This is a genomic window from Nocardia sp. NPDC055002, from assembly GCF_053608825.1.
This window is the reverse complement of record NZ_JBSGWE010000004.1, coordinates 792256-812922: the sequence shown is the minus strand read 5'-3', so window position 1 is coordinate 812922 and position 20667 is coordinate 792256. Positions and strand designations below refer to the sequence as shown.

The 20667-nt window shown below is 68.2% G+C and carries 19 protein-coding genes; 8 read left to right on the top strand and 11 right to left on the bottom strand.

Annotation, left to right across the window (positions count from 1 at the left end; translation table 11 throughout):
* Window positions 1-64: 64 nt before the first annotated feature.
* A complete protein-coding gene (locus tag ACWF99_RS20510) occupies window positions 65-853 on the bottom strand; it encodes a polysaccharide deacetylase family protein (protein ID WP_452537174.1) in 789 nt (262 codons plus the stop codon).
* 194 nt (window positions 854-1047) lie between these two features.
* Window positions 1048-1737 carry an SDR family oxidoreductase gene (locus tag ACWF99_RS20505; protein ID WP_378634955.1) on the bottom strand — a complete coding sequence of 230 codons (690 nt, stop codon included), beginning with the start codon at window positions 1735-1737 and terminating at the stop codon, window positions 1048-1050.
* An 85-nt stretch (window positions 1738-1822) separates the two neighbouring features.
* Here ACWF99_RS20505 and ACWF99_RS20500 point away from each other — a divergent pair, with 85 nt between their 5' ends.
* The gene (locus ACWF99_RS20500) at window positions 1823-2365 is read left to right on the top strand and encodes a DUF6069 family protein (RefSeq protein WP_378634952.1); all 543 of its coding nucleotides are present in this window, start codon (window positions 1823-1825) and stop codon (window positions 2363-2365) included.
* Window positions 2366-2419: 54 nt separating this feature from the next.
* Window positions 2420-3760 (top strand): glucosylglycerate hydrolase, encoded by a 1341-nt coding sequence (gene ggh / locus ACWF99_RS20495; protein ID WP_378634949.1) that lies wholly within the window; start codon window positions 2420-2422, stop codon window positions 3758-3760.
* Here the strand turns inward: ggh and ACWF99_RS20490 are convergent.
* Window positions 3757-4443, bottom strand: a complete 687-nt coding sequence (locus ACWF99_RS20490) for a pentapeptide repeat-containing protein (RefSeq protein WP_452537110.1) — start codon at window positions 4441-4443, stop codon at window positions 3757-3759. The genes ggh and ACWF99_RS20490 overlap by 4 nt on opposite strands.
* Window positions 4444-4574: 131 nt before the next feature.
* On the opposite strand from ACWF99_RS20490, the gene ACWF99_RS20485 reads away from it, so the two are divergent.
* Window positions 4575-5309 (top strand): glycoside hydrolase family 25 protein, encoded by a 735-nt coding sequence (locus ACWF99_RS20485; protein WP_452537109.1) that lies wholly within the window; start codon window positions 4575-4577, stop codon window positions 5307-5309.
* A gap of 67 nt (window positions 5310-5376) precedes the next feature.
* On the opposite strand, the gene ACWF99_RS20480 is transcribed toward ACWF99_RS20485, so the two are convergent.
* From ACWF99_RS20480 to ACWF99_RS20470, 3 genes are all read right to left on the bottom strand, one after another.
* A complete protein-coding gene (locus ACWF99_RS20480) occupies window positions 5377-7437 on the bottom strand; it encodes a PhoX family protein (protein ID WP_378634943.1) in 2061 nt (686 codons plus the stop codon).
* A gap of 156 nt (window positions 7438-7593) precedes the next feature.
* Window positions 7594-8394, bottom strand: coding sequence for a hypothetical protein (locus ACWF99_RS20475; protein WP_378634940.1), 801 nt, complete (start codon window positions 8392-8394; stop codon window positions 7594-7596).
* Window positions 8395-8496: 102 nt separating this feature from the next.
* The gene (locus ACWF99_RS20470; RefSeq protein WP_378634938.1) at window positions 8497-9012 is read right to left on the bottom strand and encodes a lipoprotein LpqH; all 516 of its coding nucleotides are present in this window, start codon (window positions 9010-9012) and stop codon (window positions 8497-8499) included.
* Between the two features lie 158 nt (window positions 9013-9170).
* On the opposite strand from ACWF99_RS20470, the gene ACWF99_RS20465 reads away from it, so the two are divergent.
* The 4 genes from ACWF99_RS20465 to ACWF99_RS20450 are packed head-to-tail and all read left to right on the top strand — an operon-like array spanning window position 9171 to window position 14366.
* Entirely contained in the window at window positions 9171-10481 is a 1311-nt protein-coding gene (locus ACWF99_RS20465) for a hypothetical protein (RefSeq protein WP_378635268.1), read from the top strand.
* Entirely contained in the window at window positions 10481-11569 is a 1089-nt protein-coding gene (locus tag ACWF99_RS20460) for a hypothetical protein (protein ID WP_452537108.1), read from the top strand. Before ACWF99_RS20465 ends, ACWF99_RS20460 begins: the two co-directional genes overlap by 1 nt.
* Window positions 11569-13083, top strand: coding sequence for a tetratricopeptide repeat protein (locus tag ACWF99_RS20455; RefSeq protein WP_452537107.1), 1515 nt, complete (start codon window positions 11569-11571; stop codon window positions 13081-13083). Before ACWF99_RS20460 ends, ACWF99_RS20455 begins: the two co-directional genes overlap by 1 nt.
* A complete protein-coding gene (locus ACWF99_RS20450) occupies window positions 13080-14366 on the top strand; it encodes a CHAT domain-containing protein (protein ID WP_452537106.1) in 1287 nt (428 codons plus the stop codon). The genes ACWF99_RS20455 and ACWF99_RS20450 overlap by 4 nt, the downstream gene beginning before the upstream one ends.
* 4 nt (window positions 14367-14370) lie before the next feature.
* On the opposite strand, the gene ACWF99_RS20445 is transcribed toward ACWF99_RS20450, so the two are convergent.
* The 5 genes from ACWF99_RS20445 to ACWF99_RS20425 form a co-directional block, all read right to left on the bottom strand.
* Complete coding sequence (locus tag ACWF99_RS20445; RefSeq protein WP_452537105.1) at window positions 14371-15438, bottom strand: alpha/beta hydrolase; 1068 nt, start codon at window positions 15436-15438, stop codon at window positions 14371-14373.
* A 137-nt stretch (window positions 15439-15575) separates the two neighbouring features.
* Complete coding sequence (locus ACWF99_RS20440) at window positions 15576-15872, bottom strand: hypothetical protein (protein ID WP_067454945.1); 297 nt, start codon at window positions 15870-15872, stop codon at window positions 15576-15578.
* A gap of 111 nt (window positions 15873-15983) precedes the next feature.
* Window positions 15984-16709 carry an amino acid ABC transporter ATP-binding protein gene (locus tag ACWF99_RS20435; RefSeq protein ID WP_378634926.1) on the bottom strand — a complete coding sequence of 242 codons (726 nt, stop codon included), beginning with the start codon at window positions 16707-16709 and terminating at the stop codon, window positions 15984-15986.
* Window positions 16706-18487, bottom strand: a complete 1782-nt coding sequence (locus tag ACWF99_RS20430; protein ID WP_452537104.1) for an ABC transporter substrate-binding protein/permease — start codon at window positions 18485-18487, stop codon at window positions 16706-16708. Before ACWF99_RS20430 ends, ACWF99_RS20435 begins: the two co-directional genes overlap by 4 nt.
* 122 nt (window positions 18488-18609) lie before the next feature.
* Window positions 18610-19404 (bottom strand): LLM class F420-dependent oxidoreductase, encoded by a 795-nt coding sequence (locus ACWF99_RS20425; protein WP_378634920.1) that lies wholly within the window; start codon window positions 19402-19404, stop codon window positions 18610-18612.
* A gap of 136 nt (window positions 19405-19540) precedes the next feature.
* Between ACWF99_RS20425 and ACWF99_RS20420 the strand changes: the two genes are divergently transcribed.
* Window positions 19541-20620: an ABC transporter ATP-binding protein gene (locus ACWF99_RS20420; protein WP_452537103.1), complete on the top strand. Its 1080-nt coding sequence runs from the start codon at window positions 19541-19543 to the stop codon at window positions 20618-20620.
* Window positions 20621-20667 lie beyond the last annotated feature (47 nt).

The window sequence follows — 20667 nt, the reverse complement described above, 5'->3', positions numbered from 1 at the left end:
CGGCAAGCTTTGTGAGGTGGGCGGGTCAGCTCGTGCCCGGTGAGTTACCCATGTTCTTGCGAGATCAGATTCGTACTTCCAGGACGTCGTTCAGCGTGACCATCGACAGGTTGCGCTCGCGGATGATGTCGACCAGCCGGCCGTAGCAGTGGGTGACCGGGGGGAAGTTGGCGTGGCCGATGACGATCGACTGGGCGGCGAAGTATTTGTGCGCGCACTCGATCAGGTATTCCTCGGTGATGAGGCCCGAGTCGGACAGGGATCCGTACCACATGGTGGGGACGGTGTAGCCGAGGTCGGCGGCTACTTTGTCGACGGTGGCGTTGTGGTATCCGAACGGCGGTCGATAGAACGGGGTGCCGTCGACGCCGAAGTTGTTGCGCAGGAACGTTTTCGTGCGACCGAGCTGGTCGGCCACCTCGGTGGTGCTGATCTTGGTCAGGGCGGCGTGGTCCCAGGTGTGGTTGCCGAGCTGGATCTGGCCCGACTCCACCAGCGGGCGCAGCGCGTCGCGGTGGATGGTCCAGGAGTCGTAATAGCCGGTGACGAAGAAGGTGAAGCGGGCGCCGGTGTCCTTCGCCCATTTCACATACGCGCCGACGACTTCGGCGCTGGCGCCGTCGTCGACCGTCAGTGCCATGGTGAGCCCCTGGCCCGGCAGCGCGGTGATGGGCTTCGGGGGAATGATCGACTTCGGACCGCCCGGCGGGGGCGGGAGCAGGGGCTGGACGGGGGTCGGAACGGGCGGCGGCGTGGGGATCTCGCCGCCGGAACCCGCCTCGACGGTCTCGCCCTCGGCGGTCGCGCAGCCTGTCAGCGCCACAGCGGTACCCGCGGCCAACATCGCCAGCATTCGACGTCTATCCACTTACGAAACCCCTACTCGAGCCGGGTGCACCTCGCCACGAGCCAGGGCACGATCAAATCAGCGGCACGGTACCCACCGAATCCATCGCGCGCCTGAACCAGCGGATACCTCTGTGCGAATTCCAGCGCCGACCCCCTGGACGCAGCTATCGGCGACCATACCGAATCGCCTCGTCGCGGTCAGCGCGGCCGCAACACGATCTCGGTCGGATGTCCGTCGCGAGGGGTGTCGACGGCCGTTCGCACGGCACCGGCCACCGTCTCGGCGGTGAGGAACTCCTCCGGCCGGTACTCGCGACCCTCGTCGGCGACGATCGCCCGCTGCATATCGGTGTCGATGCGACCGGGGAACAGCGAGGTCACCCGCAGCGCGGGCTCCTCCTGACGCAGTGCGTCGGCGAAGGCGCGCAGCCCGAACTTGCTGGCCGCATAGGAGCCCCAGCCGGGATGCGCGCGCAATCCCGCGCCCGAATTGATGAGCACCACGTGCCCGTTCGCGGCGCGCAGTGCGGGCAGCAACACCCTTGTCAGCTCGACAACCGCGATCAGGTTGACCTCGAGGGTTTCGCGCCACTGCTCGACCGAGGACTCGGCGACCGTTCCGAGGTCGGCGATACCCGCGTTGTGCACGAGGACATCGAGTCGCGAGATCGGCTCGGCGGCCGCGGCCACCGCCGCGTAGTCGGTGAGCGCGACCGGCCAGCCCGTCGCCTCGGGCAGCTCGGTGAGAATCGGCTTCAGCGCATCGGCGGATCTGGCACCGAGCAGCAGGTCGTGGGTGGGCGCGAGTTCGCGGGCGATCGCGGCACCGAGTCCACGGCTCGCGCCGGTGATGAGAGCGGTCTGGGCGGGAGTACTGGTCACCGTCATACATCCCACGCTAGCGGGCAGGCAGATCTCGACACCCTGGCCGTTTCCGCGCGCGGATGACAGCACCGACTAGTACCGTCGGACTATGACCGATCCCCGGTACAACTACGGACCAGCGGACCCGCAGTATCCCCAGCACCAGGGCCAGCCCCAGTACGGCCAGGGCCAGCCCCACTATCCCCAGGGCGAACCGGAGCCCAAGGTCAATGTGGGCAAGCTGTGGGCAGGCGGTATCGGCACGGCCGTCGTGGCCGCGTTGCTGGTGGTCGTCGCGATCATGCTCATCCGCGGGGTGCTCGGTATCGCGATCCTCTCGCCCGAGGGCGCGGGCGCGTACGGCACCGTCTCCACCACCTCCTACGCCATCGCCGCCGCGGCCGCCGCGCTGCTGGCCACGGCACTGTTGATGGTGCTGTTGCTGGCGATGCCGAGCCCGCTCACCTTCTTCACCTGGATCTGCCTGCTCCTGACGGCCGTCGCGGTGATTCTGCCGTTCACGCTGGTCGCCGACCTGGACGCCAAGATCGCGACCGCGGCGATCAACCTGCTGGTCGGGCTGTGCATCACCACCATGCTCAGCTCGGTCGGGTCGGCGGCGCAGAACACGCCGCGTCAAGCCGGGTACTGATCGTCACAGTGCCGTCGAGATGCCATAGGCCCTGCTCCACCGCAGAATAGATAGATGACCGACCCAGGTTTCACCTCGACGCAGCTCGCGGCCCGCGCCGCCTACCTCCTGCGGGGCAACGACCTGGGCACGATGACCAGTGCCGCGCCCCGCCTCTACCCGCACATGTGGAGCTGGGACGCGGCGTTCGTGGCGGTGGGGCTGGCGCCGTTGAGCGTGGAGCGGGCGGTGGTCGAGCTCGACACGCTGCTGTCGGCGCAGTGGAAGAACGGGATGATCCCGCACATCGTGTTCGCCAACGGCGTCGACGGATACTTTCCCGGGCCCGCGCGGTGGGAATGTCGCAAGCTGGCGAGCAACGCCCCCGACGGCCCCGACACCTCCGGCATCACCCAGCCGCCGGTGCACGCCATCGCCGTGCAGCGGATCCTCGACCATTCCCGCAGGCACGGCCGCTCCACCCGCGCGGTCGCCGAGGAATTCCTGAACCGCCGCTGGCCCGATCTGGTGCGCTGGCACCGCTGGCTCGCACATGCCCGCGACCCCAAGGAAACCGGGCGCATCACGCTGTACCACGGCTGGGAATCCGGCATGGACAACTCCCCGCGCTGGGACCGCGCCTACGCCAATGTCGTTCCGGGGACGGATCTTCCGCCGTACCGGCGCGCGGACACCTCGATCATCTCCGACCCCACCCAGCGGCCGAGCGACCGTGAGTACGACCGCTACCTGTGGCTGGTCGAGCAGATGCGCCGCGCGAACTACGACGATTTCCAGCTCACCTCGGTGATGAGTTTCGCCGTGGAGGACGTGTTCGTGTCGGCGATCTTCGCACTGGCCTGCGAGGTGCTCGCCGATATCGGCGAGGAGTACAAGCAACCGCACGCCGACGTCCGCGAACTGCACGGCTGGGCCGAACGTTTCCGCAAGGGCGTGGTCGCCACCACCGACGAACGGACCGGCGCCGCAAAGGACTACGACGTCCGCCTGCAACGCTGGATCAGTACCGAGACCCTCGCCATGTTCGCCCCGCTGATCTCGGGCGGCCTGCCCCGCCACGCCGAGCGCGCCCTGCTCAACACTTTCGAAGGCCCACGCTTCTGCGGCCACCCCGATTTGCGCTACGCCCTGCCACCGTCCACCTCGCCGGTCTCCAAGGACTTCCGCTCCCGCGAATACTGGCGCGGCCCCGTCTGGCCGGTGATGAGCTGGCTGTTCTCCTGGGCCTTCGCCCGCCGTGGCTGGGCCGAGCGCTCCTACATGCTCCGCGCCGAAGGTCTGCGCCAGGCCAGTGACGGCAGCTTCGCCGAGTACTACGAGCCGTACACCGGCGCTCCGCTGGGGAGCATGCAGCAATCCTGGACTGCCGCTTCGGTTCTCGATTGGCTCGGCTAACTCTCCGCGATGTCGGTGTGCCATTCGACGGTGATGCCGAGTTCGCGCGCGAGAGTCGACGCCAATCCCTCCGGGTCGCCGCCGTTGATGGTGGCGCCGCGCAGGGCGGTGATGCCGTAGATGCCGGTGAGGTCGCAGTCTTCGAAGCGCAGGTTCTGCTGGAGGCGCGCGCCGGCGAAGCGGGCTCCGACGAGATTGCAGCGTTCGAAGCGGACGTTGCGGAACTCGGCGCTCTGGAAGTCGGCTTGACGTAGATCACAGTCGCGGAACACCACTGTGCGCAGACGGGATTGAGCGAAGGAGGACAGGTCGGCGCGCGTGGAGTCGATCAGGACGTCGCGGAGCACACCCGCGGTCCACGACAATCCGGTGAGACGACCGTGCTCGATCAGGGATTCGATCATCGACGAGTCATCGGCCTGAACGTTGGCCAGATCGCAGACCCGCAGCGTGGACTCGGCGATGGTGCTGTGCCGCAGGGTGCTCGGAAACCGAACGCTGTCGAACACGCAGGCCTCGACGCTGATGCCGGAGACGTGACGCTCGGCGAAATCCGCGTCGCGATATTCGACGTCGGTGACGGTCAGTTCGTCGATCGGGTCGTCGCCGGGCGAGACCGCGGGTCGCAGCGCCCCCGGCTTCGCGACCGCCGGTTCGAACCACACCTCACGCTTGCGCGCCATGCCCACCACTTTCTGTCAGCCGATGTCCGCACCAAGATACGGGCACGGGCCGACAGGCTTTCCGTAACTATTCACAGACACTCACCAACACCACTGGTCACACAGGCAACAAGTCACTACGGTCGACGGCCATGGACACCAAGCGGTGGAGTTCGACGGTTCGTGGTTGTGTTGCGCTCATCGCCCTGGCCTGCGCGCTACCCGCTACCGCGCAGGCGGAGCCCAGCGGGCCGGATGTGTCGTCCTGGCAGCATGTGGACGGCCGGATGATCGACTGGCACGCGGTGCGCGCGGCCGGACACCAGTTCGCGATGGTGAAGGCCACCGAGGGACTGCACTACATCAATCCGTTCTTCGTGCAGGACAGCATTCTCATGCGCACCGCCGGGGTGGCGCGCGGCACCTACCATTTCGCACGCCCCGAACTGCCGCCCGAACCGCAGGCCGCGATGTACGCCGCGACGGTCCTCGGCCAGAACGGGCCCCTCGACCTGCCCCCGGTGCTCGACCTGGAGACCGCGGGTGGCCTGGCCCCCGCCGCCCTCATCGACTGGACCCACCGCTACCTCAACGCGCTGCAAACCCTCACCGGCCGCACGCCCATCATCTACACCTACCCGCACTTCTGGAAGACCGCGATGGCCGACACCAGCGCCTTCACCCGATACCCGCTCTGGATCGCCGACTACAGCGGCAACGACCAGCCCGAGGTCCCCGGCAACTGGCCCACCTGGACCTTCTGGCAAACCACCGACCGCGGCACGGTCCCCGGCATCCACGGCGGCACCGACGTCAACATCTACAGCGGCGCGCAAGGCGACCTCGCCCACTTCGCCAACATGTCGGGAATGTTCGGCAGCAGCTGAGGACAGACATGACAAAACCGCCACTCGCCCAGCCGAGTAGCGGTTTCGTCAGCGGATCGGGGGTCGGCTAGACGCCGATTCGTCCGCCGTTCTTCTTCCAGACGACCGCCACGGCGGGACGCGGCTGAGAGGTGCCGCCGTCGGGCCAGTGGGACTGCGGGTTGTCGGGGGTGGCGTCATCGGCCTCGCCGGGGTGCTGGACCGACACGATGACGTGGGATTCGGTGACGATCGGGCCGCAGGTCTCGGCGCCCTTGGGCACGGTCAGGAACTGCTTGGTCTCACCGCGGTTGGGGCCGTCGAGGATCACCGAGAACAGGCCGTCGTTGGTCTTGAGGGCGTTGCCGTCGGTGGAGATCCACAGGTTGCCGTACGGGTCGAAGGCCAGGTTGTCCGGGCAGGAGATCGGGCTGACCTTGGTCTTGTCGAAGCCGGCGAAATAGGTGTCGGCGGCGGCGGGGTCACCGCAGACCAGCAGCAGCGACCAGGTGAAGTCGGTGCCGGTGTGGTTGTCGGTGAGCTCGAGGACCTGGCCGTTCTTGTTCAGCTTGCGCGGGTTGGCCTCGTCGACACCCGGCTTGTCGTCCTTGGCGCGGTTGTCGTTGTTGGTCAGCGCCACGTAGACCTTGCCGGTGAACGGGTTGGCCTCGAAGTCTTCCGGGCGGTCCATCTTGGTGGCGCCGACCTTGTCGGCGGCCAGGCGGGTGAACACCGCCACCTCCGCGGCGGACATGCCGTCGACCAGGGACTTGCCCTTGCCGTCGTCGCCGGTCTCGAGCAGCGGAATCCACTGGCCCTTGCCGGTGAAGCCCTTGTCGGAGGGGACCGCGCCGCTGCCGTCGATCTTGTCGGCGTGGTCGCCGGTGAGCTTGGCGACGTAGAGGGTGCCCGCGTCGAGGATGGTCAGGTTGTGCCGCATCGCGGAAGCGCCGGTGCCGGACTGGATCTTGCGCGAGGACACGAACTTGTACATGTAGTCGAACTTCTCGTCGTCGCCGGTGTAGGAGACGACATCACCGGAGTCGGTGACGTAGATCGACGCGCCCTCGTGCTTGAGGCGACCCATCGCGGAGTGCTTGATCGGCGTGGCGGCGGCATCCCACGGGTTGACCTCGACGACATAGCCGAAACGGTTGGCCTCGTTGGGTTCCTGGCTCAGGTCGAAGCGCTTGTCGGTGCGCTCCCACTGGTTCGGCGTGCCGCCCTTGGGGAAGCCGTAGCGCTTGACGCGCCCCTGCGGGTCGGAGGCCTTGTCGCCGTTGGCGAAGTAGCCGTTGAAGTTCTCCTCACCGGAAAGCACTGTGCCCCAAGGAGTCACACCACCGGCGCAGTTGGCGAAGGTGCCGAGGACCTTCTTGCCCGAGGGGTCGGCACCGGTGACGGTGAACGCGCTGCCCGCGGCGGGACCGGTGAGCAGGAACTCGGTGTCGGCGGTGATGCGGCGGTTGTACTTACCGAAGACCGGGGTGAGCTTGCCGGAGCCCGCTTCGCCCTTGACCTCGACCACGGCCATGCCGTGGGCGGCCTTGGTGATCGCGATCTGCTCGTCGGTCGGCGCGTCTTTGTTGTACCCGCGGAACATCATCGGGCCGGTGGTGTATTCGTGGTTGACCACGAGCAGGTAGCTGTTGGCCTGGCCCTCGATCGGCATCAGCGCGGCGAAGTCGTTGTTGTAGCCGAACTGCTTCAGCTGCGCCGCGGCGGTCTGCTTGTCGAAGTCGAACGCGGGGGCGTCGGCGAAGATGGGGTCACCCCAGCGGATGACGACCTGCTGGTCGTAGCCCTCCGGAATGGTCAGCGCGTCTTCCTTGTTCGGCGCCACCGCGGTGAACGCCGTTCCGGTGCCGGGCGTTCCGGCCGGAGTCGGGGCCGGGGTCTTCGCGGCCTCGGAGTCGTCACCACAGGCGGCCAGCGCACTCGCGGCGCCGACAGCCAGCACCGCGGCCGCGCCGCCCTTGATCAGGCCACGGCGGTTGAGGCCGCTGACGATGTCACCGAAGTAGGCACCCTCCGAGGTGTTCGGGGGCTCGTGAAAGCAGGCGTTGCCGCACTTGTATTCACAGGTCAGGGCGGCGCGTGCCGACTGACCGTCATGCTTGACGAACAGGGCGAGCGGTTTCGGACTCACGGTGACTCCTGAGTAGAACGGACTCCGGGCACCGTAAGCAGCCCAAGCGAGCCATCGGGAACGCGTAGATGAACGGACGACCAAAACTCGGCGCGCGCTGTGACCGATCGCGGATGGATCAGCCACAGCGCGCGCCGAGTGCGCAGGACGTTGTCATCAGGCGTTGACCGGAAGGGAGATCACCACTTCCTGCTCGTTGCCCGGGAGATAGTGCACCTGCACGATCCGGCCGACCTGCACGTGTCCGACCGCGGTGGGCGGCAGGTACTTCTCGGCGCGGGTCTCGAACGTGGTGCCGTCCGGGCGGGTGACCACCAGACCGAGCGCGATCTCGGTGTAGCCGCCGCGGATGCGGCCGGGGACGTCCAGGCTGCGGACCACGGCCTGGGCAGCCAGCCCGCGTTCAGCGATGTCGAGCTTGCCCCGGGTGGTGATGCCCTTGCGGATGAGCGATTCGTTCATCGCGCGCTGGGCGGCGCCGTTGTCGCCGGAGCGGTCGACCTCGACCTTGTCGGTGCGGCCCGGCAGATACCGGACCGGCAGGACGACGCCCGGCTGCAGCAGGGCCAGCTCGGTGAGCGGCACGATCATCTTGGCGTGCGAGTCGAAGACCTTTCCGTCGGACCCCTCGACCCGGAAAGCGATCTTGACCTGTGGTTGGTCGTTCACCGAGACGCCGGTCTGCCGAAACGAGGTGATGGTGCCGATACCGACCGCGGCGTCGCGGAACTCGCTGCTGTTGCGGCCGGTGAAGGCTTCGAGAATGCCGTCGCCGGTGAAGGCGAAGACGATCGGGACGATGGTGAGCGCGATGATCGGCAGGGCCATCTGGGGACCGACCCAGCCGAGCATCGCGCCGGTGTATTCGTCGGGGGTGTAGGTGAGGCCGTAGAAGAGGTAGTAGCCGATGGCGAGGATTCCGAAGGCGACCGCGGCCGCACGCAGTTTGGATTTCATGATTTCTCCTTGGATGGATGCGACCGGGTCGCGAACGATCAGGCGTACCTCCGCATTCGCTCCGGCCATGTGCGGCTGAGGAGCGCTGCGCGCCTGTGTCGATCAGGCGCCGACGATGGTGGAGCAGGCGAAGGTGATGTCGAACTTCACCGTCGACGGGCCCGCCAGCGGGTTGGTCATGTCGGCGCTGATGCCCTCGCCGGTGATGCGGTAGGTGTTGCCGTCCTTGGCCAGGGTCGCGGAACCGCCGGGCTGGCCGTTGCCGTAGCCGACGGCGTAGGGCAGGCCGTTGGCGCCGCCCTGGCTACCGCCGATGGCGACCGCCTGGACCTTCTCGCCTTCGACCGACGCGCTCACCGAGAGGCTGCCGTAGGTGGCGTTGGCCGTATCGGTGAGCGCCAGCGCGAGGGTGCCTGCCTGCTTGGCGCAGGTGGTGTCGAACTTCGCGGTGAATTCCTTGCCGTCGACAGTGGCGGTGGACTTGCCCGCGGCCGGGGCCGGAGCGGCCGATCCGGCGGTGCTCGGGGAGGTGGTGCCGGCATCGTCGCTGCAACCGGTGACGAACAGCGCGGTGGCGGCGGCGGAAGCGGCGAGGGCGGCGATCAGCTTGGTGTTCATGGTGGTTTCCGTTTCTCTCGGTGTGACCGGGCTGGTAACCCGTTGAGAGAAAGGTAGAAATCTTTTCCCGCCTACCGATCCCAACTTTCGTGCTCGGCAACCGCCGCACCGGCCGCCGAAAATACCTATAACCTGGTCGGATGCGGAGACCGCGCGCCATGGTGCTCGATGAGGTGTGGCGGGGGCTCGACGGCGTCGACGCGCTGAGCGGGGCCGACGGTGGGCCGTTGCGGCGGACGGTGAAGTTGATTCTCGATCCGCTGGTACTGCGGCCGATGCAGCATCCCGGGCTGGCGTCGAGCATGCTCGACGAGGACGGGATCGCGCTGCTCACGGCACTGCTGCACGCGCAGTCCGATGCGCTGCGGGCGTGTGCGGCGTGGTTCGTCGTCCTGAAGCAGGTGCGGCGCAGGCTGCGGATCACCGAGGGGAACGCCCAGGATCTGTACTTCCAGCGCTGCTTCGAGCTGGCGACCGTAGACGGTGCGCCGGAGGGCGACCGCGCGCACGCGAGGGCCGAGGCGACGCTGCGCGAAGTCCACGACAGCACCGGCGGGCGCACCACCGCCGCGCTGAAACGCCATGTGACCGACCCGGCTCGAGCACCCGGGCTGGCCGAGCTGTTGGACATCGCCTGGGCACGCCGCCCGCTCGCCCCCTACGGCGCAAGAGATCTGGCGGCCGAGCTGACCGAGCTGCTCGAAGCCTGCACGCTCGCCCGCTCGGGGGATCCGGCCGATGCGGGGCCGCTGTTCGACGACATCGTCGACAGCGGTGCCGGCACCCGACGCGGGATCGCCCTGTGGCTCGCGCATCCCGACGCGGGCGCCGACGACCTGGGGCTCACCATCTGCGCCAGCCCACAGCGACCCGAGCTCGGCGCGTCCGCGTCGACCGCGAGTCTCGGTCTGCCCTTCGACCGGACCGTGTACGAGCGGGTCTTCACGGTGTTGCAGGGCAGCATCGATCGGACCGACCTCCCCGAGATTCCGGAGCTGGTCACGCGGGAGATCTCGCGCAGTTGTTCGCCATGGGGACTGCTCGACGAATCGCTGCGGGTCGCCGCGGCGGCGGGTTCCGAACTGGCGCTGGGTCTCTCCCCCTTCGGTACCCCGGCGGCGGTCGACCCGGCTCCTTCGTCGCGTGCGCACGAGGTGGTCAACGGTCGCTGGCGGCGGGAAGGGTATGTGCTGCAGGCGCGCCGGTACGCGGTGCACGTGGTCGACGGGCAGACGGGACCGCTCGCGGCGGTGGCCGCCGAGTTACACGCGCCGTGGCGGCCGTATTCGCGCAGGTTGTGGGTGCGTTTGCACGGCCGGGATGTGCGCGAGCTGCCGGTGTTCGATCCCGGTGAGCTGTGGGATCTCCTCGACGGTGTCGCCCGGTCGGTGATCCTGGACCACCGCACGCGGGTGAAACAGGCGCTGACCGCCGACACCGTGGCCGATGTGGAAGCGAGGGCCAGCTGATGACAGTCGTGCACCTTCGCCATGCGGAGCCGGGCTTGCTGGTGATCGCTCCGGAGCGGGCGCCACTGGTCACCGATGCCGCGCCAGGGCTCGATGTGCTGGTTCTCGAGGTCGTGGGAGGGCATCTGAGCTGGAGCCTGTTCGACGACGAGTCGGTGCCCGCCGCAGTACTCGACGACGTCGATGCCGCACAGGATTGGGTGTGGGCGGTGTACGGCGAAGAGGTCGCCTCGGCGCTCGCGGACAACCGGCCCGGAGAGCTGACAGCCGCGCCCGCCCGACGCGCTTCGGCGGCGGCCCTGCGGCGACTTGCCTACGCGCACTGGGCGAGCCGGTGGTGGCCCGCGTCGACTATCGACGGCATTCCCGCCCTGGATCCGCGGCTGCTGGTCGAGGAAATCGGGTTGCTCACCGCGAAATGCGAAATGGCGGTCGACGGCGACGACGAGCCCGGCACCGGCTCGTCGATACCGGGCACGCAGGAAGACTTCGGGTTGTCCGACTCCACCGACGAGCGAAGGCCGCTGGGCGAGTCGACAGGATCACGGGGTCGCGCGCAGGACTACGCCTTGGCGGCCGGCGGCGCCGACTCGTCCGACGGGCTGATCGTGGCGCGCGGCAGTGGCGGCTGGGACTGGCGACGTTGCCCGCCCGGCATTCTCGACGCGGGCGAGCACGCCGTGTCGTGGCAGGTATCCCGCGCGGGCGGGGTGTCGACGGTGCGGGTCAGCGTGGTCGCCGCGCCGGATTGCCGGCGACTCGTCCCCGAACACCTTCGCCCGCACGCGCGCGTACGAGTGCGGCTGCCCGACGGCACTGAGCACGCCCCACCGGGGCCCGATGTCGAGATGCCCTTGCATCTGCGGGGCGATGCCTGGACCGGCGCGGCGCGAATCCCCGGTACACCGGAAAGCTCGCCGGAGATCACCGTTTTCGTGCCCGGCGTCGGCCCTGCCGATCCGCCGGAAGACGAGTCGGCCGCCCGGGATCGGATCCGCCGATTCGCCCGCGCCCGGCTCACCGAACACACCGGCGACCAGCGCCTGAGCGCCGAAACAGCGGCCGCTGAAACAGACGAGGACTTCTGATGGCAGCCACGGGCAGGACATCCGATCGCGACGACGCCCAGCTCACCGCGGGGTACGCGGCCTATCAGCGTGGCGATGTGATCGCGGCACTGGAGATCTTCGAGCGGGCGGCCGACGGTGCGACGCCGCGATTGCGCAGTGCCGCGCTGATCAACGCCGCGAGTATGGCCGACGAGCTCGGGGAGCATCGGCGCTCGGTGGTGCTGTTCCGAACGGCTCTTGCGGAAATGCCCGACGATGCCGCACATCAGCGACCTGCGGCGTTGGTGAATCTGTCGCAGGCCTTCCAGCATCTGGGCGAGTTCGATGCCGCGCAGGATGTGCTCGAGGAGGCGCGTGCGCTGCTCGCCGACAGCACCGATCAGGGGCTGCTGCGGGTGGCGTGCCTGTTGTCGCTGACGGCGGTCGCGCTGCATCGGCAGCAGTGGGCGCGCGCCGGTGAGCTGGCGGTCGAATCTCTCGGTGTGACAGAGCGTTTCGCACCGGAGCTGGCCGGTCACCCGTTGATGAACCTGGCGGCCTGTTCGTTCGAGACCGGCCGCTGGGAACTGGCTATCGACTTCGCGCGCCAGGGGGTGGCCGCTTTCGCCGCGGCGGGCGAGGCCGCCTCGGTCGCGGAGTCGCAGCAGAATCTGGCCACGATGCTGGTGCGGGCCGGGCATTTCGACGAGGCCGAGGAGCCGTTACTGGCCAGTCAGGAGTTCTTCGAGGCCGGTGACCTGGGCCACTGGTCCGGGATCGGGTCGAAGACGATGGGTTTCCTCGCCGAACGCCGGGGTGACTTCACCACGGCACGTGCGTATTACGAGCGGGCACTGGATCGGTTCGACGCCACCGGCGCGGTGGTGGACGCGGCGGACGTGCGGCTGCGCCTGGCCACCGTCGCCTGTGCGGAAGGCGATCTCGCTGGCGCCGAGCAGCTACTGGACACCTCGTTCGCGGCCTACGCCGCCCAGGGCCTCGGGATGCACTGCGCCCAGCTCGACTACTGGCACGCCGAACTCCTCCATGCCTCGATCGAGCAAGCGGCACAACCCGATCCGGACCTGGTGGCCCGCGCGGTGTCCCTGGCGGTCCCCGCCGCCCTCGCCATCGATGCCGTCCGCCACACCCTCCCCAACGGCAACCAACGTGAACACTGGCACCGCACCGTCGCCGAACCCGCCATGCGCGTCGCCTTCCGATGCGCCGCCCTCGCCGGAAACGGTCAACTGGTGAGCGATCTGATCGAGACGCAGTGCGCTGGAACCACTCTCGATACCACCGCGTACACCGACGTCACGGCGCCTACCCTCGAATTCCAGCTGTTCGATCCCGAGCCCGCCGAGCAGATCACCACACCGGCCCTGCAACTCGGCGCCGCGCTCGCCGATGTCGCCGCCGCCGCGGGCATCCCCGTCGCGCCACCACCCCGGCTGACCGACCACGGCCGCATCGTCCTGGCGGACTTCATCTCCCACGCCGAGCAGCGCTACGGACGCCCCGTCCGCGACCGCCGGGTGATCGCGCTGTGAACGAGCCGGCGACGGGAACGCCTTCGGCTGCCGAACTCAGCAGTGTGCCGACAGCCTTCATCAGGCTGGCCGACGCGGGCGACGTGTACGTCTCGTGGCGATGGGCCGGCGACGCGTTGGCGCGTGGCGTAGCGGTACTGCCCCGAGACCATGTGCGCGAGACACTGCGACTGCTGACCGACGCGGTACCCGACCCCGCGCGACCCGACGATCTGCGGCGGGTCATGACCACGGGGGCACTGGTCGATCCCGAGGCGGAAAGCGCGCTGGCACAGGCTTTGTCACGCACCCTGCTGCCCTATGGGCTCGCCGTGCAGCTGTACGAACTGTCGCAGCGTGGGATTCGGCCGCATCTGCGGATCCAGCCTTCACCCAGGCTGGCGCAGGTGCCGTGGGAGATCCTCGCCCCCGACGCGGGGATCCGGCTGCTGGACATCGCCGACATCAGCCTGCTCGCACCGGTCTCGGTGGTGCACGCGCCGGATCGAATCGCGCACCGCTGGAACGATACTCGCGAGTTACCCGTGGTCGCGGTGCTCGATCCGCGCGTGCCCGGGTTTCGCGCGGACTCCGAACTCGGCTCGGTGCTCGGCAGGCCGTCGGCGGAAACCCTGGTGGCACAACACTTCGGCCGCTACGGATATCGCGTGGTTCCCCGTGTCGACGACGCGGTCGAACTCTTCCGGCGCGCCGACACCGACCGCGACTGGTTGTCCGAGGTGCTGCGGGCAGGCGCGAGCCGACTCGTCTACGTCGGCCATGTCACCGCTCCCGCACCGGAATCGGGCCGGAGCGAACACGCCGAGCTCCACCTGAGCTGCACCGCCGACACCCGGGGCTTCGCGGCGACGAACCGCACCCATCGCCCGCTCTCGGCGAAAGACCTCCTCCTCGGCACCCATACGCTCGACCCCACCCCCGTCCCCGGACGTGACCGGTGGCCGATGCCGAGCCGCGTCGCCCTCATCGCCTGTGAAAGCGGCGGCGACCTGCGTTTCACCGAGGCCCTCGGCCTCACCACCGCGGCCCTGTCGGCGGGCGCCGAGCTCGTCACCGCCACCCGCTGGCCGCTGCCCACCGACCACGCCTTCCACACCCTCACCCCCACCACGGGCCACCCGCTGCAGGCCGCGATCTGCGCCGTGGACACCGCTCACGATTCCTCCACACCCGTCCCCACCCTGCTGACCTGGCAGCGGTCACAGTTGTCCGCATGGCGCGACGCTCCGGCGGCCGAGAACTCGCCCCTGCTCTGGGCCGCCTTCGCCACCGTCACCGACTGAACGGCTATTCGGGCAATCCCAGACCCGCGGCCAGCACCGGCCACGACCGATAGAAGGCATCACGCCAATAGCCCCAGGAGTGCGTGCCGCTCGCTTGACGATCGAAGGTGGCGGGAATCCCCAACTCGTCGAGCCGGGACTCGAGGTTGCGGGTGCACCAGTTGACCGCGGCCTCGATGATCCCGCCGACGACGAGCTGGTTGGCCAGGCCGAACGGCGTCGGATTCATCATGTACGGGTCGTCGATGCGGTCGTGCGGGCCCGGCAGGCCGGAGGCGTCCGAGACGAACAGCCTGGTGCCGCGCAGCTTCTCGGCGTGGACGACCGGGTCGTTGGCGACCCAGGCCGGGTCGTCGTCGGCACCGTACATATTGCCGACGTCACCGCCGCCGTAGGTCTGCACGACCAGCTTGGTGAACTGCTTGCCGATCGGGTCGGAGATCTGCGCGCAGCCGCTGTAGCCGGCGACGGACTGGTAGAAGCCCGGCTTGGCCTCGGCCAATTGCAGGACGGCCGTCGCGGTCATCGAGTTGGCGGCGATGGCGTTGACGCCGTTGGTGCCCAGTGCCGCGTCGACCAGGGGTGGGAGTTCGTCGAGGAGGAAGGTGCGCCACTTGTTGCGGCCGAGCGCGGGGTCGTCTTGCTGCCAGTCGGTGTAGTACGCCCAGGCGCCGCCGATCGGCATCACCACATTGACGTCCTTGGTGGCGAGGAAATCGCCGACATCGGTGTTCTGCCACCAGGTCGCGCGGTCCTCGCCGCCCCCGGCGCCGTTGAGGAGGTAGAGCGCCGGGCGCGGCACAGAGGCGTCTTTCGGACGCTGCACCTTCACGGTGATGCCCTTGTTCATCGCGGCGGAGAAGACCAGCATGGTCAGATTTCGATCATCGACCCTGCTCGAGATGATGTTCGAGCCGTTCGCGGTGGTCGGCGTCGCGAGGAGCTTCTTGGCTTCGATGATCGGATCGCGCCCGTCGGCCAGGCCGTTGCCCGCGCCGAAGGTGGCGACGCATGCTGCCAGCACGCTGCCGACGACACCGAAAGCCATTGTGCGCCTGATTGTTCTGCCCATCGACCGAGAATCCCCATTCGTGAATCGGCAGGCATGACGCAGGCCGCAGGCACAGACAGTATCCGGGGAACCGATCGATCGTCGAGCCAGAGGTAGTACGGGCAGCCGACCCCACCGGGGCGGGGTCGGCCTGGTGGTCAGTGATCGTCGTAATGGTCCGCGTGGGCGGCGTGGCGGTGGCCGTCGTGGATGTAGTCGACGTGGTCGCCGTGCGGGACCGCGACATGACCACAACCGGGGCCGTGCTCGTGGGTGTGGGCGGTGTGCTCGACGTGTGCTGAGGTCTCGCACTCGTCGAAATGGCCGTCGTGTTCGCGGTGCAGGTGGCCGTCGTGGACGTAGTCGACGTGATCCTCGTGCGGAACGGCGACGTGGCCGCAGGTGGGGCCGTGGACATGGGTGTGCTGCGGGTGTTCGGCGTGCGTGGTGGTCATCGGCTCTCTCTTTCCGGTTTCCCGGAACTCGGTCCGGTACTGATCGAATGGAGCTGAAGCACTTCCGACATTAGCAGTTGCGCATGCGTTGCTGCGAGGCCCCTTACCTGGTCAGAGGACCTGATCGAGGAAGCGGCGCAGGCGTGGCGTCTTGGCGTCGTCGAACAGGGCGTCGGGGCTGCCGGTCTCCACGACGACGCCCTGATCCATGAACACGACGCTGTCGGAGACCTCGCGGGCGAACCCCATCTCGTGGGTCACCACGATCATCGACATGCCGCCCGAGGCGAGGTCGGCCATCAGCGCCAGCACGCCCTTCACCAGCTCGGGGTCCAGCGCCGAGGTGGCCTCGTCGAAGAACATCAGCTCCGGTTTCATGGCCAGCGCGCGGGCGATGGCGACGCGCTGCTGCTGGCCGCCCGACAGCGAGGCGGGCCGGGCGTCGGCCTTGTCGGCCAGGCCAACGATCTCGAGCTGTTCGATCGCCAGGGCACGGGCCTCGTCGGCGGACAGGCCACGCAGTTTGCGGGGGCCGAGCACGATGTTGTCGGCGACGGTCTTGTGGGGGAACAGGTTGAACTGCTGGAAGACCATGCCGATGCGCTGGCGCAGCTTGTCGGGGTTGTCCTTCAGCACCGACTTGCCGTCGAGCAGTACGTCGCCGGAATCGGGTTCGTGCAGGCGGTTGAGCACGCGCAGCAGCGTCGACTTACCCGAGCCGGATGGGCCGATGACGGTGGTGGCGTGGCCCGCCTCGACATGGATGTCGACACCGCGCAGGATGTGGTTGTTGCCGAGCGTCAGATTGAGCCCGGTGCCGGTCAACGATGCGCTCATGCGCCTCGCCCTTCTGTGATGACTGCCTGCTCGATCGGGTCGGCGGGAGTGGGTTTGCCGGTGCGCATGCGCTGGTCGATGTAGTTGACCAGGTGGGTGAGCGGGATGGTGAGCACCAGGTACATCAGGCCCGCCGCGACCAGTGGGGAGAGGTTGCCGGTCTGGGCGTTGAGGTCGCGGCCGACGGCGAACAGTTCGCGCTGCGAGGCGAGCAGACCGAGGAAATAGATCAGCGACGAGTCCTTGATCAGCGCGATGAACTGGTTCATCAGCGCGGGCAGCACCCGGCGCACACCCTGCGGAATCACCACCAGCGTCATCGACTGCCGGTACCCGAAGCCGATCGCGCGCGCGGCTTCGAGCTGACCGGGCTCCACCGACTGGATACCGGAGCGGAAGATCTCGCCGATATAGGCCGACGAGAGCAGAGCCAGCGCCACCGCGCCGAGCCAGTACGGGTTGCCGCCGGTGATATTGCGGACCACCGGGCCGATGCCGAGACCGATGAGCAGGATGATCACCACGGCGGGCAGGCCACGGAAGATGTCGGTGTAGACGCGGGCGGGCCAGCGCAACCAGCGGGTGCGGGAAATGCCCATCACCGCGAGCAACATGCCGATCACGGTGCCGAGGACACCCGAGACCAACGCCAGGATCAGGGTATTCGGCAGACCGGTCTTGATCAGATCGGGAAAAGCCTTGCGGTACAACGACCAATCGAAGAACGTGTCCTTCAACTGTTGCAGCGTCGACTTCTGCGCGACCTGTTCGGTCTCCCCCGGCTGGTTCTCGGCCGCGAGCGCTTTGAAGTCCGGGAGCTGGGGTGTGGGAGCCGCTTTGGAGCCCGGCTTCCACCCCGGCGGGAGTTCACGCGGCACCCAATCGGCGTACAGGCGGGCATAGGTGCCGTCCGCGATCACCGCGTCCAAGCCGGAGTTGAGCGCGTCGATCAGCGGCTGGTTGTTCTTGGCCACCGCGTAGCCGACGAAGTTGTCGAGGCTGAAGGTGTTCTGCGAGACCACGATTCCGTCGCCCGGTTTGATCGCGCCCTCGGCCTGCGCCGATGGTGCGACCCAGGCGTCGACCTGGCCGGACTTCAGGTTCGCGTAGGCGGTGTTGTAGTCGGGGAACTTCACCGGATCCAGCTTCAGCTGGTTCACCACGAATTCGTCCTGCACGGTCCCCTGCACCACCGCGATGCGCGAGCTCTGGTTCAGGTCACCGAAGCCCTTCACCGCGCTGCCCTGCGGAACGACCAGGGAGAAGTAGCCGAAGTCGTAGCCGTTGGTGAAGCCGACCAGTTCGCGCCGGGCATCGGTGGTGGTGATGTTGGACGAGCCGACGTCGAAACGCTTGCCCGACACCTGGGCGAGCAGACCGGCGAACTCGGTGCCGGAGAACTCCACGCGCAAGCCGAGTTTCGCGCCGATCGCGGTGAGGAGTTCGTTGTCGAAGCCGGTGAAGGCGCCCTCGCTGTTGACGCAGATGCTGGGCGGCGCGTCGGACAGGGTGCCGACGCTCAGGGTGCCCGGGTTGAGCAGACCGAGTTTCGTGGTGTCGATCGAGTCGACCGGCGCGGTTGTCGCGGTGGTGTAGCGATCGGCGCCCGCGGTTTCGCCCGCGGCCAGATTGGTCGGCGCGGCAGCTGCGGCGCTCGGTCCCGGTGGCGAACAGAGGTCACGCGCGGAGCTGCTCTCGGAGCCGCCACAACCGGTCGCCGCGACGCCGACGAGGAGCAAGAGGGCAGCGATCCGCGCCCGAGTTCGTACACCTGCCATGCCGATAGACCCTAGCCGCAACCTTGCACAGCGAAGGTTACGCAGGGCTGCGGCTCACGGTGTCGATCCACGACGACAGCCGGTCGAGTCCCGGAAGCGGGTTTGCCGCAGCGTGATCGAAATTACGCGAGGCCCTCCAGGACGGCCGGGTTCGTCTCGTCACGCCATTCGATGGCGCGCCGGACTTCGGTGAGGTCGTAGCCGGGGCCGGAAACACCCACGGTGAACAGGGTGACGCCCGCATCGTGCAGCGCCTTCGCCTCGTCGCGACCCTGCCACTGCACCGAACGCTCGATCCGCGAGTCGTCGGTACCGACGACGGCCGCGTGCTCGGCCAGCACCTTGTTCTTGCGGCCGAGAGTCGCCGCGTCGGCGAAGGAGTGCCAGATGTCGGCGTACTCGGCGACCAGGCGCAGCGTCTTGCGCTCACCACCGCCGCCGATCAGGATCGGGATGTCGCGGACCGGCGGCGGGTTCAGCTTCCCGAGCCTGGCGGTGATGCGCGCCATGCTTTCCTTCAACAGGGTCAGCCTGCTGCCCGGCGTACCGAACTCGTAGCCGTACTCGTCGTAGTCACGCTCGAACCAGCCCGCGCCGATGCCGAGGATCAGCCTGCCGCCGCTGATGTTGTCCACCGTGCGCGCCATATCCGCGAGCAGGTCGGGATTGCGGTAGCCGCCACCGGTGACCAGCGCGCCGAGTTCGACCCGCTCGGTCTGCTCCGCCCACGCGCCGAGCATCGTCCAGCATTCGAAATGCGCGCCCGCCGGGTCGCCGGTGAGCGGGAAGAAGTGATCCCAGTTGAAGACGATGTCGACTCCGGCGTCCTCGGCCCGCAACACCGCGTCGCGGATCAGACCGTAATCGGGCGCGTGCTGCGGTTGAAGCTGGACTCCGATACGGACCGGACGACTCATCTCGCTGGCTCCTCGACGGCTCGGGTTGGCACCGCGACCGAGGCTACCCGGCGCTGTTGTGGGCCGCTACGATCCCAGCGACCCACTACTCGGATCGTCCGGCACGTTCCTGCCGGGATGGGATGTTGATCTACGCATGGCTACCGTGACTTTCGACCGCGCTACCCGGCTCTACGCCGGTGCCACCAAACCCGCGGTCGACGCACTCGACCTGGAGATCGCCGACGGCGAATTCCTCGTACTCGTCGGACCCTCCGGGTGTGGCAAATCGACCTCGCTGCGCATGCTGGCCGGCCTCGAGGAGGTCAACGCCGGGTGCATCCGGATCGGCGACAAGGACGTGACCAACGCCGAACCCAAGGATCGCGATATCGCGATGGTGTTCCAGAACTACGCGCTCTACCCGCACATGTCGGTCGCGGAGAACATGGGCTTCGCGCTGAAGCTGGCCAAGGTCTCCAAGGCCGAGCGCGACGAGCGGGTGCTCGAGGCAGCCAAGCTCCTCGACCTCGAGCAGTACCTCGACCGTAAGCCGAAGGCGCTGTCGGGCGGACAGCGCCAGCGCGTGGCGATGGGGCGCGCGATCGTGCGGCAGCCGCGGGTGTTCCTGATGGACGAGCCGCTGTCGAACCTCGACGCGAAGCTGCGCGTGCAGACCCGTACCCAGATCGCCCAGTTGCAGCGCCGGCTCGGCACCACCACCGTCTACGTCACGCACGACCAGGTCGAGGCGATGACGATGGGCGACCGTGTGGCGGTTCTCAAGGACGGACTGCTCCAGCAGTGCGCCTCGCCGCGCGACCTCTACCGCGATCCGGCGAACATGTTCGTCGCCGGATTCATGGGTTCGCCCGCGATGAACCTGTTCACCCTCCCCGTCGACGACGGCGCCGTGACCATCGGCGGCTACCCGGTACGGGTGCCGCGCGCGGTGGCCGACGCGGGTGAGGGCTCCGTGGTCCTCGGCATCCGCCCCGAACATCTCGAGGTCGGCGACGGCGGCCTCGAATTGGAGGTCGACGTCGTGGAGGAGCTGGGCTCCGACGCCTACGTCTACGGTCGCGCCCTCGCGGCGGGTGCCGGCGGCCAGACCGGGGAAACGATTGTGGCGCGCGTGGATTGGCGCAACCCGCCACGCAAGGGCGATCGCCTCTGCCTGACCGCCGACCCCGAACACGTGTACTTCTTCAGCGTGGACGGCCGGCGCCTGCGCTGATCCGGATGCGCGGGCGGCTCGTGGATCGAGTCGCCCGCGCACGATTG